The sequence below is a fragment of the Algoriphagus mannitolivorans DSM 15301 genome, from assembly GCF_000429425.1.
GTDB classification, from domain to species: Bacteria; Bacteroidota; Bacteroidia; order Cytophagales; family Cyclobacteriaceae; genus Algoriphagus; species Algoriphagus mannitolivorans.
In genome coordinates, this window is record NZ_AUBV01000008.1 from 177,218 (window position 1) to 190,899 (window position 13,682).

The window sequence follows — 13,682 nt, forward strand, 5'->3', positions numbered from 1 at the left end:
ACATTAGCAAAACAATATTTCGAAAATCACGAAAAAAGTGAAAAATAAATTTTTTCTATTTGGTGAAAAAAAACTTAAAAAGTTGCTTTAAATCCGAATTTTTGAGAATTTTTAGTATAAAAACACACCTTTTAGGTAAAAATCATAATAAAATTTTGAGAATCGATATTTTCTCAATTTGTAAAATAGAATTTTTGAAAAAAACCAAATATATGGTTCTTTTTTCGTAACAAATTCAGGAATTTTTTGTCAAAAATTGAAAAACCGGTTAAATTTTTAACCGGTTTTTCAATTTTAGAAGGAATATTTTAATGTAAAGGATGCTTCGTCCCACCATAATCCTGTGAAGTCAACAAAATTGTATGCAGGCTTCCAATCGAAGCTTAAATAAAGATTAGTATTATAAAAATTATATTCTAATCCTGTTATAAAATCTACTCCATAAGCCTTATAATCTTCTGTTCCTTTATACACCCAAGGGGGCTCTGCTTTAGGCTCTTTCCAGATCCCATAATGGGCTCCTCCACCCAGATACCATTCCAATCCTCTGAATTCCCGAACATTGATATGGTACTCATAGAGTAAACTAAAATTCCAGCCTTTCCAGCGGTTGAACCCCATCAGTTCCAAGGCTGATTGATCTGTGATGAAGTGCTTCACAGAGCCTCCAAATGAAGTCCCAGCTCTTACCCCCACCATGGTATTGTAATCCCTAAAACTATACTGAGCAGATAACTGGGGAAGAAAAAAGCCCGAGCCAAAAAAGAAGATAGCCAGGGCAATGAATTTAGTAGCTTTCAAAATATTCTGATTTAAGGTTAAAAAGTAAAAATTTTTTCCGGAGTTATGCAATAATCCAAACGAACATCATGTGGCTCAGGATCAATCCTTTCTTCCGGATGAAAAATACTTAGGCCCATTTTGATTACTTTTTCGTCCAATGCAGCTAGAAAAGAATCATAATACCCTTTTCCGAATCCTACCCGATTGCCCTGAAGATCAAAAGCCAAGAGTGGAACCAAGACCAACTGGATTTTGGAAGGTGAAACTTTGATGGATTCTTGAGGGACCGGGATCCCCCACTCGTCTCTGAAAAACTCAGCCTCTTTCGGAAGCAAAAGGGTCTCAAGAGCAGTTGACTGTTTATTCGTCTGAGAGGTATAGAGGGTCTTTCCCATGCTATCCAGGTGCTCTTTGATAAAAAAAGTGTTTACCTCATTGAATCTGTCAATCGGAAAAAACAGATGAAAATGCTGCAATTCAGGATGTCCTTCCAGCCAGTTTAGAAATTGAAGGCAAATCTGCCGAGACATTTCCTGGACTCTATCGTGAGGAACATTTTTTCGAAGCTGCCGGTATTCGGAGCGAAAATCAGCTTTGGTTTTGGTTTTCATTTATGCTTTAAGACAATCATTTCAAACTCTAGTGGGTCAAAACACCCCAGCAACTGCGAAATCAAGTCAGGATTGGAAAGATAAAACTGCATCATATTGACCGTTCGCTCTTGAGGAGTTCCGTTGGGAGAGGCAAATTCTAATATCCGCCTTGCCCTTTCCAAATCCACTGCCTGCTTTCTTTCTTCGGCCTTCCGTAGCTTGGCGGACATTTGATCCAAAATCTTCAAACTTCTGACTTTTCCTGCTTCAAAGGCCTGTAGCAAGCTTTTCTCCAACTGGGAAGCTTCCTTACCTTTTTCTGCGAAAAGGGTTTCAATAATTTCCTTTTCCTTTCCCAATTCAAAATCCACAGAAGCGTGTGCCTGAACAAAACTCTTTTTCCATGTTTCAAAATCCTGAAACACCTCTTCCACACCCCAGCCTAGCTGCTCCATTTTCTTTTGTGTCAGAGTATCTAAGATCAAGGCAAAATTTCTGGGAAGCAAAACCGGAAAGGGAACCTTAAAGTTGTCAAAAACACCTTTGAGCTGAAGCCAATAAACAACCTCTGCTGGACCACCCAGATAAGCCAAATTTGGCAAAATCATTTCTTGGTAAAGTGGTCTTAGAACCACATTCGGACTAAATCGCTCCGGATGATTATCTACCAGTTCCTTCATTTCCTGCTCAGAAAAACTGAGCTCCGTATTCAAAACCTGAAATCTTCCATTGACTTGCTCAATCCTCTCCCGGACTCCATTGTCCAAATAGAAGAAGTTGATTTCCCTGGGAAAAATCTGACTCTTGTAGCCCAAATTTTCCAGCTGCTCTGTGGCTTCAATGGCTTTTTGAAATGGAGAGTGAGAAAACAAATCTTCTGCAATCACCTCCTTGAATAAGAATTTCAAATCAGCATCATTCCCGTCCAGGACAACCAAGCCTTCTGCCCCAAAAAGTCCATCGACATATTTTCTGACTGCTTCTCCAAGAGTTTTGCTGCTTAGATAAGCTTCTTTAAATACTTCCGGAGCAAAGCTCACTTCTTTCATAAAAGCTCTGAAGCTTTCATCCAGCTCGAAGTCCCCCACTGCACCGGTCTGGGAAGAATTCCATTGGTACTTTTTCCCATCAAAACGGAAATAATTGATCTCGTCGAAATCATGATCCTCACTCGCCATCCAATACACCGGAACAAAACGGAATTCCGGAAAGGCGGACTTGAGCTTTTTGGCCAAGTTGATGGTGGAGACAATTTTATAAATGAAATAAAGCGGACCGGTAAAAAGGTTGAGTTGGTGCCCAGTAACTACTGTGAATGTATTGCCACTCTTCAGGGCTTCCACATTTTCAGCGACAGCATCCTGCAATGACATTTCACTGTATTGACGGTAGAGACTCTGGGAAAGAATTTCTCTTTTTTGGGAGTCAAATTTTTTGGCGGCGATGGCTGAAGGGAAACTTTCCAGCTTGGGGAGATGGGTATAAAAAGGCTTCAGAGAATCTTTACCTTCCAGATAATCCAAAAAAAATCCAGAAAACTGACCTGTTTTTCGTAGCTCTACGCAGTGTTTTTCCATGGAATTGGGTGAAGTGGGTTTGGGAATGCTAACTTAGCGATCCTCACCAAAGTTCGGTTTTTTCTATAAAGATTCTGACAAGTTACATTAGTGGCAAAAGTTATCGCCTTTTTCTTCCAAATCCTTGCGAACCCATCGACACAAAAGCTAAATTTTGCTGAACCAAATCTATTCATTCTGGATTAAATCCTCATGTTGCCCTATAAAAGGTATTTTCTAGACAATGGACTTGAGGTGATCACCCATGAAGATCGCCAAAGTCAAATCGCCGTTTTCAATCTTTTATACAAAGTCGGTTCGAGGTTTGAGAAACCCGGGAAAACCGGCTTAGCTCATTTTTTTGAGCACTTGATGTTTGGCAGCTCTGCCAATGTTCCTGAGTTTGACAGAGCCTTGGAGCGTGCCGGAGGCTCTTGCAATGCGTTTACCAGCCCGGACATCACGAATTACTACATGACGCTGCCCGCATCCAACTTGGAGACAGCATTTTGGCTGGAATCTGACCGGATGCTTCAACTGAGTCTCAACCACAAAACCATAGAGACTCAACGGAAAGTGGTCATCGAAGAATACAAGCAGCGCTATCTTAATCAGCCTTATGGAGACATTTGGCACCACCTTCGTCACCTCGCTTTCGACGTTCACCCTTATCGCTGGCCTACCATCGGAGAAAACCTTAGCGATATTGAAGGCTATACACCGGAGGATATCTGGGACTTTTACAAGACCCATTACTACCCTTCCAATGCCATCCTAGTCGTCGCTGGAAATGTGAACTCTCAAGAAATCCTAAGACTCGCCGAGAAATGGTTTGGACCTATCCCTTCTCCCCACATTCCTAAAGAAATCATCCCCAGGGATGCTCCACAGGCTGGAAAAAGAGTCAAAGAAATTCAGGCAAAAGTTCCTACAGATGCTTTGTATAAGGTATTTAAGATGCCTGCCAGAGGTGAGGAGGGTTACCTTGAAGCCGACCTGATTACTGATTTATTGGGCTTTGGCAAGTCCTCGATCCTGGAACAATCTCTGGTGAGAAAAGGAAATGATTTTGCCTCTATCGGTGCATACATCACCGGCTCGGTGGATCCGGGGCTCTTGGTATTTTCTGGAAAAATGTCCCACGGCGTTACTTCTTACAAGGCTGAACAAGCCTTGAATGAAGTGATCGAGCAGTTTTTAAATCAGGGAATTTCTACTCATCAGCTGCAGAAAATCAAAAATCAAAGCGAGGCCATAAAGTCCTACGAGTCAATCCAACTACTGAACCGGGCGATGAACTTGGCTTATTTTGCCCATTTGGGAGATCCTGAATTATATTGGGAAGAATTTGAAAAAAAATCGGAAATCGGCCCACAACAAATTCAATCCTGGGCCAAGCGCCTTCTTTGCGAGGACCAATCTTCAGTTATCCATTATCAATCCTTACCAAAATGACTCCATTTAGAATAGGTTTTGGCTACGACGTCCACCAGCTTCAGGAGGGATATGCCTTTTGGCTGGGTGGAATCCAAATAGAACACACCAAAGGTGCAGTCGGGCATTCGGATGCCGATGTGCTGATTCATGTCATTTGTGACGCTTTACTCGGAGCGGCAAACATGAGAAATATAGGCTACCATTTTTCGGACAAAGACCCAAAATTCAAAGGAATTGACAGCAAAATCCTACTTCAGGAAGTCATGAAAATGATCCGTGAAGCTGGGTATGAAGTCGGCAATCTAGACTCTACCGTTTGCCTGCAGGTCCCAAAGCTGAACCCACACATCCCAGCAATGAAATCTTGCCTCGCAGAGGTGATGAAAGTAGAGGAAGGAGCCATTTCCATCAAAGCAACCACTTCGGAATTTATGGGCTTCGTCGGCCGACAGGAAGGAATAGCTGCCTATTGTACCGCTTTGATTTATAAAGTATGAGTGACAAGCTAAAAATCATCACTACCGAGGATGGGTCACATTCTCTGTATCATGAAGAGCTTCAGGAGACATACCATAGTTTTCATGGAGCTTATCGGGAATCCATTCACGTCTTTATGCTGTATGGCTTGGACTCTTGGCTCGCTCGAAATCCCAAAAGATTCCCCATACGTATTTTTGAGGTTGGCTTTGGCACAGGGCTAAATGCCTGGCTAGCCTTGGTTTGGGCAGAGCAAAATCAGATTCCCGTTTTATATCATACCATTGAGCCTTTTCCACTACCTGAGGAAATTTATTCCCAACTCAACTATGTGGACCAAAACGATGGCATCTGGCATTTCCATAAGTATTTCAAAGTTTTACATGAACTTCCCTGGAATGAAGGCGGTCCAGTTTCCGAATATTTCAACTTCAAAAAAGATCAAGTCACCTTGGAGGAAGCACAACTTTACCCCAGCGACGTGGTGTTTTTTGATGCTTTCGCTCCTAAAAAGCAGCCTGAATTGTGGCAATTAGAAGCTTTGGCTAAAGTTTATGATTCGATGAGGCCCGGAGCTTTATTCACCACCTATTCTGCAACAGGTCAACTGAAAAGAGATTTGAAATCTTTGGGATTGGAAGTGGAGAACCCTCCAGGACCTCCCGGAAAAAAGGAAATGACAAGGGGCTGGAAACCAGTTACTCAATAAGTAGGCACCTTGGGCAGTTTGCCCCATGCTTTCGGAATTTGGCTTGTGTTTTGCAAAATTCAGGATAAACAAATATTCATGCTGACAATCATTTTTACCCTTTGGATGTCCTTGTGGCAAACCCCTAATATGGAAAGTGCCAAGCTAGAAAAGCTTGTTCAGGAGCGTCAGGCACTTCATCAGCAATGGCAAAAGTCAGAGTCGAAAAAGTCTGGGATTTTTGGAAACAGAACCAAAAAAGACATGATCGAAACCAACGAATGGCTGGAGAGAATCCTTGCCAAGGACAATCAGATCATCGAAGAGCTGAAGTTTTCAGGCAAAGTGGAAACTGCGGTAATCGGTCAGGAAAAAGATGATTACAAAACCATCACTCAGAGCCTCGAAAGGGACGTTCAAATCCTGAAGAGAGCTTTGGCAGAAAAGGAAAAAGAAATCGATACCAAGCTCAGCGAGAGAAGAATTTTCGAATGGAGTACTCTGATTTTTTTCCTGACCTCAGCGGGAATGGGCCTGTGGTTATTTAAAATAAAAAAGGCTTCCTAATTATTAGAAAGCCATTTTTTTTATTTCACCCGAATATATTCTTTCGGTGGCAACTGGATACAAGGATTATTTGGACTCACCACAAAACAATTTTCCTCGTACTTAAATTTTTTCCTGTCGGATGTAAAGGTTAATACTCCCTCCGGTATTCTGAAAATATCAGCCACTCCAACTTTTAATTCTGATTTTGGCACATACAAAGCAGGATCGTTAGGAGTACTGAAATGAAAAAGCCCATTTGAATAATAGAATTTAAAGGTGCTTCCTTCAAGATTATACCAACTCGGAGCCATTAGACGATAGCCGAGATCCGGTCCCGTTTCAGAGCTCCGAAAGGATTGAGTCAAATCGAAAATGCTGTCATTTTTAAATTCCATAGTCTCCACAAACCAAAGGTTAAGGGAATCTACATATACCCGACTTTCCCAAGTTCCCAACAAGGGGCTGGACGGTTCTTCGTTTTCAGCACAGGAAACCAAAATGGCAATTACCGCTACAAGTGTTAAAGAAAAATATTGTTTCATCATCTGCGTTTTTAATAAAGGTTCAGTTCCTAAACGCACACACTAAATCATTCGATACAATTTCCGAGATTTATTTTAGCCGGGCAATTGGAGTCCTTCCTCCTTTAGTCACTTGATCCAAATGACAGAGGATTTCGGCATCGAGTGGTAAAAAGAGGTCTACCCTCGATCCGAATTTGATAAATCCAAACTCACCGCCTTGTTCTAGCTGAGAGCCTTCCTTGACATACCATTTGATTCTTCTAGCCAAAGCTCCCGCTATCTGTCTCACCATGATTTTAGTACCCTTGGCGTCCTTGAGCACCATGGAAGTCCGCTCATTTTCGGTACTCGCTTTGGGATGCCAAGCCACCAGATATTTACCGGGATGGTATTTGAAGTATTCCACTTCGCCTTTGACAGGCGAACGATTCACATGAACATTAATCGGAGACATGAAAATGGATACCTGCTTTGTCTTTTCTTTGAGATACTCCTCCTCAAAAGCTTCCTCAATGACAACTACCTTCCCGTCCGCCGGTGCAAACACTATCCCATCTTCGTTGGGAAGCGGGAAAATCGGATTTCGGAAAAACTGAAGTATAATCAGGTAAAAAACCACGCTGGCAATGATGGCTACATTGCTCCAGAGCCTGGCTTCAGGGAAATAATAATAAATCAAATAATTCAAGGCCACTAAGATGATCATCATCCAAAACAGTAGCACACGTCCTTCTCGATGTATAGTCATTTTTTTGAGTTAAAAAGGCGTGAGATTATCTCCCACGCCCCAAATTTAAAACTTTTATGGTGAACTCGACTTAGAACCCTCCTCGGAAGGTATAAGTCTTGGCCACTTTGTCAATAGCCACGATATACGCTGCAATTCTCATCGGTACATCATACTTTTGAGAAGCCTGGTACACGTGTTCGAAGGCATCTTTCATGATTCGGTCAGATCTTCTGTTGACGCGGTCAGCAGTCCACTTGTATCCCAATCGGTTTTGAACCCATTCGAAGTAGGACACGGTTACCCCACCGGCATTAGCCAAGATATCAGGCACAGCCATGATTCCTTTTTCATTGATGATGGCATCCGCTTTGGCTGAAGTTGGCCCATTGGCCCCTTCAACAATCAGTTTGGCTTGGATTTTTTCAGCATTAGCCGCGGTGATCACGTCTTCCATGGCCGCAGGCACAAGCACGTCCACATTGAGTGTCAGCAAGTCCCCTGGGTTTTCCATGCGATCTCCGCCTTTGAAGCCTTCCAAAGTACCATTATTAGCCTCTTTGTGCTTGATAGCTTCTTCGATATTGATTCCTTTTTCGTTATAAAATGCACCGGTATGGTCAGAAATTGCGACGATTTTCAATCCTCTTTCCTCTAGCAATTGGGCTGCCCAGCTTCCCACATTTCCGAATCCCTGAACAGCGCAGGTAGCCTGAAATGGGTTGATTTTAAGCTTTTGCATGGCTGCTAAGGCAGTCACCATTACTCCACGACCAGTGGCTTCTGTTCTACCCAAAGATCCCCCCAAAACCAATGGCTTTCCGGTGACCACAGAGTTGACCGTCATCCCATGAGCTTTGGAATATTCATCCATCAACCAGGCCATTTCTCTTGGGCCTGTCCCCATGTCTGGAGCTGGAATATCCTTGTCCGGACCGAAAACGTCAATCATTGCCATCGTATAGGCACGCATCAGACGCTCGATTTCACCTTTTGACATTTCCCGCGGATTGCAGCGTACGCCGCCTTTACCACCGCCATAAGGGATGTCCACAACTGCGCACTTCCAAGTCATCCAGGCAGCCAGAGCTCTAACTTCGTCCAAATGAACATCCGGAGCGAAACGAATTCCACCTTTGGCAGGTCCTAGAATATTAGAATGAATTACCCGAATCCCCTCAAATACCTGGATTTTTCCATTGTCCATGGTAATAGGCAGGGAAACGATTACTTGTTTGGCAGGATTTTTCAATACGTTGTACACCTCATCGGAGAGACCGAGTTTTTCGGCAGCGATATTGAATCTTTCCATCATTGACTCCAAAGGATTCTCTTTGTCCTTTATCGGAGCCGGTTCAATGTAAGCCATATTGGGTTTTTTTTAATAAAGCGAAATGCAATACAAACTTAAAAGGATTTTGACACAGCAAGCCTCAGAATTAGAAGATTTTCAAAAAAGCCGTAATAAAAGGGGCTGAAAGTAGCAATCCGTCAAAACGATCCATAAATCCCCCATGTCCTGGGAGTCCTTTGCCAGAGTCTTTGATCTCGATCGAACGCTTGAAAAGCGACTCAATCAGATCTCCGTAGGTGCCAGCAATGATGATGATCCCGGCGATCACCAGCCATTTCCAATCTGCAATCACATGGAAATACTGGGAAATGATAAAGGCCACCCCTATCGCAGAGAACGCCCCACCCAAAAATCCTTCCCAGGACTTTTTGGGAGATACGCGCTCGAATAATTTGGTCTTTCCGAACTTTGTCCCTGCAAAATAAGCACCTGTGTCGCTGGCCCAAAGGATCAGGAGGCAGCCGATTAGAATTTCAAAATGATAAATCTGATCTACAGAAAACACAGCCAGATTTAATAGGGAAAAAGGAACTGCCACGTACACAATTCCCAAATAAGTATAGGCTACACCTGTAAACGGCTTCTTATCGGTCTTTTTATACAGCTTCACAAAAAAGATCAGAGAAAGCAAGGGGAAAATCAGGAAAAGATATTCGTGAGACATCCTTTCCTTTTCCACCATAAAGGTCAGCACAAAGATCATCAGACCAAGTAATGTCCCAAAACTCTTCAGAGGAAGCATCCCGTCCAAGCCAGAAAGCTTGTAAAACTCCATTTGGGAAAAAGCCAAAATCACCCCGAAAATCAGGAAATAGGTCCAATCTGAATAAATAGATCCCAGCACTACAATCAACCCTCCCACTAAAGCCGTGATGGCACGCTGACCTAAATTGCTGTAATTATTGATATTAAAACGAGATCTCATTCTGAATCATTTGCATGGCATCGAGGACCTTTTCGTGGGGAACGAGCACCTCATACGTTCCGTGGAGCTGATAGACGGACTCTTTTTTGTTCATCACAACAGCAGGAATTCCTCGCTCTTCGAGAACCCCCTTGACTATTTCAGCCCGAATTTGGTTTTGATCTTCAAAAACCCTGATCCAGTTCTCCATGAGCTTTTTGGTTGACTTTTTTAAAGTAAAGGAATCCAACTATAAGAAGCAAAAGTCCAAAGACAGCGGCAGGATATGAAACGTCATCTGTGGACTCCAAATCAAACTCTATGAGCCCCTGATTTGAATAATACACCATCAATACCGTAAAGCTGTTGTTGATGATATGCGCCAAAATCGGATACCATAGACTTCCCGAGTAGTGGTACATGTATCCAAACAAGGCTCCCAAAAATACTCTGGGAACAAATCCGTAGAACTGTACATGAATCGCAGAGAAGATGATGGCGGTCACCCAAATTCCCCAATGAGAAGACTTCAGATAGGATTGCATTTTGGGCTGCACCAGGCCTCTGAAGAACATTTCTTCTCCGACACCTGCGAAAAACCCAATGACCAATATCCCCGCCAAAAGCTCCGGAATAGTCTGGAAATCCGTGAGAAACTTGGTCAGTTCCATGAGTTGGATTTCCATTTCTTTCATCCAATTCTCCAGGGAACTCATTGATTCCGGCAGGGAAAGCTGAGCGTTCCAATAAATCAAAAGCCCGTTGAAGAGCATTCCTCCCAAGGTGATCCCCAAGACAATTAAAAGGTATCGGGGAATGAATCGCTGATTTTGAACTTCCCAGTGAAGTTCGGCTTTGTCGATAAATTTGGTAATGATCCAGGCCGCAACCCAGAATCCAATTCCAGAGCCAATTCCCTGCACAAAAAGCATCGCCATCCTTCCATTGGGGACATCATAATTGCCCGACATCAAGCCCAAAAGCTCTTCCAGGGTGATATGAAACAAGGTGGGAACAAATGCCAATGCAATGGCTTGCAGTAAAACCAAAACCCCAAAAGTAACTAACACTGTGACAACCAAGGACAAGAGCCAGTTTTTCCGTTTTGCGATTTCTGCCTGAGTTTCGTAAATCTCCATATTTGGGCTAAATTTACGGGCAAATTTAGAATTGAGAAGTGGTAAAGATTGGAAATATAGAATTAGGTGATTTTCCTTTGCTCTTAGCACCCATGGAAGATGTGAGTGATCCGCCTTTCCGTGCTGTATGCAAGCAAAATGGAGCCGACCTGATGTACACCGAATTCATCAGCTCAGAAGGGCTGATTCGGGATGCGGCCAAAAGTGTTCAAAAGCTGGATGTCTACGATTATGAGAGACCCATCGGAATACAGATTTTTGGTAACGAGATTGAATCTATGCGGGAGGCGGCAGCTATCGCTGAAGAAGCTGGTCCGGATATTTTGGATATCAACTACGGCTGCCCGGTGAATAAGGTCGCCTGCAAAGGCGCCGGAGCAGGAATTCTTCTGGACATTCCCAAAATGGTCTCCATGACTGCAGAAATCGTCAAGCGTGTAAACATTCCCGTGACGGTAAAAACCCGACTAGGCTGGAATCACGAGACTATCAAAATTGTCGAAGTCGCAGAGAGACTGCAGGATGTAGGAATCCAGGCAATTTCCATTCATGCTCGGACCCGTCAGCAGATGTACAAAGGTGAAGCCGATTGGTCTTGGTTGAATTTAGTCAAAGACAATCCAAGGTTGCACATTCCTGTTTTCGGAAATGGGGACATCGACTCTCCAGAAAAGGCTGCCGAGTACAAAGCCAAATACAATGTGGACGGAATGATGATCGGTCGAGCCTCTATTGGATACCCATGGATTTTCAATGAAATCAAACATTATCTGGCAACTGGCGAAAAACTCACTGCTCCAGACCTGACCGAAAGACTGGCCGTCACCCGAAAACATCTGGATTTTTCCATTGAATGGAAAGGCGAAAAGCAGGGGATTTTGGAAATGAGACGTCACTACACCAACTACTTCCGGGGCATGCCCAATTTCAAACCATTCCGAACTGAAATGGTCACCGCTGACACTTACGAGCAGGTATGCGAAATCCTGAACCAGGTAGCCGAATTGTATGCAGATTATGAATTTCAACCTTGATAAATACCGGACCTCAGAAATTTCTCTTCTGAGGTCTTTTTTTTAGTCACTTTTACTTTACTATTTGTTTCCTTTGCAGGCGAAAATCACCAGCTTTTACCATGAGCTCCCAATCCCCCGAAAACAGTCTGAAAAACTGGGCTTTACTGACCATTCTGACGCTCATCTGGGGTAGCTCATTTATCCTGATCAAAAAAGGATTGGAGGTCTTTTCTCCAGGTGAAGTCGGTGCCTATAGGATGGTAGCCGCTGCTACGCTTTTGCTTCCCTTGTCCCTACCCAGGATAAAAAATCTCAGCAAAACCCAGGTCAAAAACCTGATCATTGCCGGATTGCTGGGCAGCTTCATACCTGCCTTTCTTTTCCCTATGGCCCAAACTCAATTGAGCAGTTCTTTGACTGGGGTACTGAATGCGTTGACTCCTTTGTTTGTGGTATTAGTGGGAGCTATATTTTTCAAAACCAAAATAACCCACAGAAATGCATTTGGACTGTTTATCGCCCTAATTGGCGTGATTGTTCTCGTGACTTACAAGGATGGTGGAGGATGGGAATCCCTTCAGGGAATCAATGCCTATGGGCTTTTTGTGATTGCAGCCTGCATCTGTTATTCCTTTAACCTTCACGTGATCAAAACCCGATTCAGCAAGCTGAAGTCCATCGAGATCTCTTCCATTTCCCTGTTGATGATTTTGCCTTTGGCCTTGCTTTATCTATTTGCCGGAACGCAGTTTTCCTACAAGCTCGCTACCCATCCAGATGCATTTCAGGCCTTAGGCTACATCACTATCCTGGGTATGGTTGGTACTGCGACAGCTTTGATTCTTTTCAATATCATGGTGAAAAGTGCCAGCCCGTTTTTTGCGAGCTTGGTCACCTACACCATTCCCATCGTCGCAATCATGTGGGGAGTTTTGGATGGAGAGGTATTGCTTTTAGGTCACTACATTGGAATTGCGGGAGTGATTTTAGGAGTTTGGATTGGAAACAGGAAATAAAATCACTTTCCTTCCTGGACGGATTTCAGCTCTTTTTTGCTAAGTTCCAAAGCTATCACCTCCTCAGGATGAGCCACTTCAATTTTTTGACCTTTGAAAACCATTTCTGTACCCTCTGCAACAGCATACTTTACCGGAAAGATGACCGAATGAAACTTACCGGTATTTTCTTTTTCATACCTAAAGTTCACCACCCTGACATGCCTTCCATTTTCATAATTTTCGCCTCCTGATTCCGCCAGAATCTGCCCTGGAAGTACGGTTTGGCCTATTTTTACTTTCTCCGAACCTGCTCTCAATACGGATATTCTTGTAAAAGATCCATCCTCATGGTAGAGCTCAATCATATTCTCATTAGCTGAGTAAGCTAGATTTTTATTCTCAGGATTATGAGTCATGTCCATGGAAGAAACGATTCCTTTTCGAGGAGCCAGAATTGGGGAAGGCTCAGAGAAGCGAAATGATACCCCAGTAAATGTGGAACCCGCATTTTTGCTGATAGTCTCTCCTAGGCTCTTCATGGCCTGAGCCTCCACCGTTACCCCTGCAGGAACAGGAATTAAGTACACCGGTTCAATTTTGGACTTGGCAAAAATATTCCCTTTGACATAGGAATAGGTATAAGAGTAATTGGTCCCCTGATTGGCATTGATTCTCTTGAGGGTAGCCACTCTAGAATTCCCGGGATTGGAAATCACCGTGCTGGATCCCCCACTCAAATTTTGAAGGTTGGAAAAATCAAATACCAAGGTGTAGGGAATCACATCGGCATTGGAAGCATTAATCAGGACATTGCCTGCATCATCCCGCTCGGCTGAGACTTTGATCATTTGAGAAAAGCCGCAAAAGGAGACGGAAATAAAAAAGCAAAAGGAAAGAAATAAGCTGCGCATTTGAAGAATGAATTAAATTTTTCTAA

At 43.2% G+C, this 13,682-nt stretch carries 16 protein-coding genes; 6 read left to right on the forward strand and 10 right to left on the reverse strand.

What is annotated here, in order from left to right:
- Window positions 1-294: 294 nt before the first annotated feature.
- The 3 genes from G458_RS0110640 to bshC are packed head-to-tail and all read right to left on the reverse strand — an operon-like array spanning window position 295 to window position 2,953.
- The gene (locus tag G458_RS0110640) at window positions 295-801 is read right to left on the reverse strand and encodes a hypothetical protein (protein ID WP_026951895.1); all 507 of its coding nucleotides are present in this window, start codon (window positions 799-801) and stop codon (window positions 295-297) included.
- Between the two features lie 17 nt (window positions 802-818).
- Window positions 819-1,394 (reverse strand): 5-formyltetrahydrofolate cyclo-ligase, encoded by a 576-nt coding sequence (locus G458_RS0110645; protein ID WP_026951896.1) that lies wholly within the window; start codon window positions 1,392-1,394, stop codon window positions 819-821.
- Window positions 1,391-2,953: a bacillithiol biosynthesis cysteine-adding enzyme BshC gene (bshC, locus tag G458_RS0110650; protein ID WP_026951897.1), complete on the reverse strand. Its 1,563-nt coding sequence runs from the start codon at window positions 2,951-2,953 to the stop codon at window positions 1,391-1,393. The genes G458_RS0110645 and bshC overlap by 4 nt, the downstream gene beginning before the upstream one ends.
- A gap of 192 nt (window positions 2,954-3,145) precedes the next feature.
- On the opposite strand from bshC, the gene G458_RS0110655 reads away from it, so the two are divergent.
- From G458_RS0110655 to G458_RS0110670, 4 genes are all read left to right on the forward strand, one after another.
- Window positions 3,146-4,387: a M16 family metallopeptidase gene (locus G458_RS0110655; RefSeq protein ID WP_026951898.1), complete on the forward strand. Its 1,242-nt coding sequence runs from the start codon at window positions 3,146-3,148 to the stop codon at window positions 4,385-4,387.
- Complete coding sequence (gene ispF / locus G458_RS0110660) at window positions 4,384-4,866, forward strand: 2-C-methyl-D-erythritol 2,4-cyclodiphosphate synthase (RefSeq protein ID WP_026951899.1); 483 nt, start codon at window positions 4,384-4,386, stop codon at window positions 4,864-4,866. Before G458_RS0110655 ends, ispF begins: the two co-directional genes overlap by 4 nt.
- Window positions 4,863-5,555: a tRNA (5-methylaminomethyl-2-thiouridine)(34)-methyltransferase MnmD gene (gene mnmD / locus G458_RS0110665; RefSeq protein ID WP_026951900.1), complete on the forward strand. Its 693-nt coding sequence runs from the start codon at window positions 4,863-4,865 to the stop codon at window positions 5,553-5,555. The genes ispF and mnmD overlap by 4 nt, the downstream gene beginning before the upstream one ends.
- A gap of 78 nt (window positions 5,556-5,633) precedes the next feature.
- Complete coding sequence (locus G458_RS0110670) at window positions 5,634-6,101, forward strand: hypothetical protein (RefSeq protein ID WP_026951901.1); 468 nt, start codon at window positions 5,634-5,636, stop codon at window positions 6,099-6,101.
- Between the two features lie 20 nt (window positions 6,102-6,121).
- Here the strand turns inward: G458_RS0110670 and G458_RS0110675 are convergent, their stop codons facing one another.
- From G458_RS0110675 to G458_RS0110700, 6 genes are all read right to left on the reverse strand, one after another.
- Window positions 6,122-6,625, reverse strand: a complete 504-nt coding sequence (locus tag G458_RS0110675; protein ID WP_026951902.1) for a hypothetical protein — start codon at window positions 6,623-6,625, stop codon at window positions 6,122-6,124.
- 70 nt (window positions 6,626-6,695) lie between these two features.
- On the reverse strand, window positions 6,696-7,355 hold the full coding sequence (locus G458_RS0110680) for a phosphatidylserine decarboxylase family protein (RefSeq protein ID WP_026951903.1): 660 nt from the start codon (window positions 7,353-7,355) through the stop codon (window positions 6,696-6,698).
- Between the two features lie 70 nt (window positions 7,356-7,425).
- Window positions 7,426-8,703, reverse strand: a complete 1,278-nt coding sequence (locus G458_RS0110685; RefSeq protein WP_026951904.1) for a Glu/Leu/Phe/Val family dehydrogenase — start codon at window positions 8,701-8,703, stop codon at window positions 7,426-7,428.
- A gap of 70 nt (window positions 8,704-8,773) precedes the next feature.
- Entirely contained in the window at window positions 8,774-9,613 is an 840-nt protein-coding gene (locus tag G458_RS0110690; RefSeq protein ID WP_026951905.1) for a phosphatidate cytidylyltransferase, read from the reverse strand.
- Window positions 9,597-9,803 carry a putative signal transducing protein gene (locus G458_RS0110695; RefSeq protein WP_026951906.1) on the reverse strand — a complete coding sequence of 69 codons (207 nt, stop codon included), beginning with the start codon at window positions 9,801-9,803 and terminating at the stop codon, window positions 9,597-9,599. Before G458_RS0110695 ends, G458_RS0110690 begins: the two co-directional genes overlap by 17 nt.
- Window positions 9,778-10,731 carry a CPBP family intramembrane glutamic endopeptidase gene (locus G458_RS0110700; RefSeq protein ID WP_026951907.1) on the reverse strand — a complete coding sequence of 318 codons (954 nt, stop codon included), beginning with the start codon at window positions 10,729-10,731 and terminating at the stop codon, window positions 9,778-9,780. The genes G458_RS0110695 and G458_RS0110700 overlap by 26 nt, the downstream gene beginning before the upstream one ends.
- A gap of 38 nt (window positions 10,732-10,769) precedes the next feature.
- On the opposite strand from G458_RS0110700, the gene dusB reads away from it, so the two are divergent.
- Window positions 10,770-11,765, forward strand: a complete 996-nt coding sequence (dusB, locus tag G458_RS0110705) for a tRNA dihydrouridine synthase DusB (protein ID WP_026951908.1) — start codon at window positions 10,770-10,772, stop codon at window positions 11,763-11,765.
- A gap of 101 nt (window positions 11,766-11,866) precedes the next feature.
- Window positions 11,867-12,763 (forward strand): DMT family transporter, encoded by an 897-nt coding sequence (locus tag G458_RS0110710; protein ID WP_026951909.1) that lies wholly within the window; start codon window positions 11,867-11,869, stop codon window positions 12,761-12,763.
- A 2-nt stretch (window positions 12,764-12,765) separates the two neighbouring features.
- Here G458_RS0110710 and G458_RS0110715 read toward each other — a convergent pair whose 3' ends face one another.
- A complete protein-coding gene (locus G458_RS0110715) occupies window positions 12,766-13,656 on the reverse strand; it encodes a M23 family metallopeptidase (protein WP_026951910.1) in 891 nt (296 codons plus the stop codon).
- Window positions 13,657-13,682: the final 26 nt, after the last annotated feature.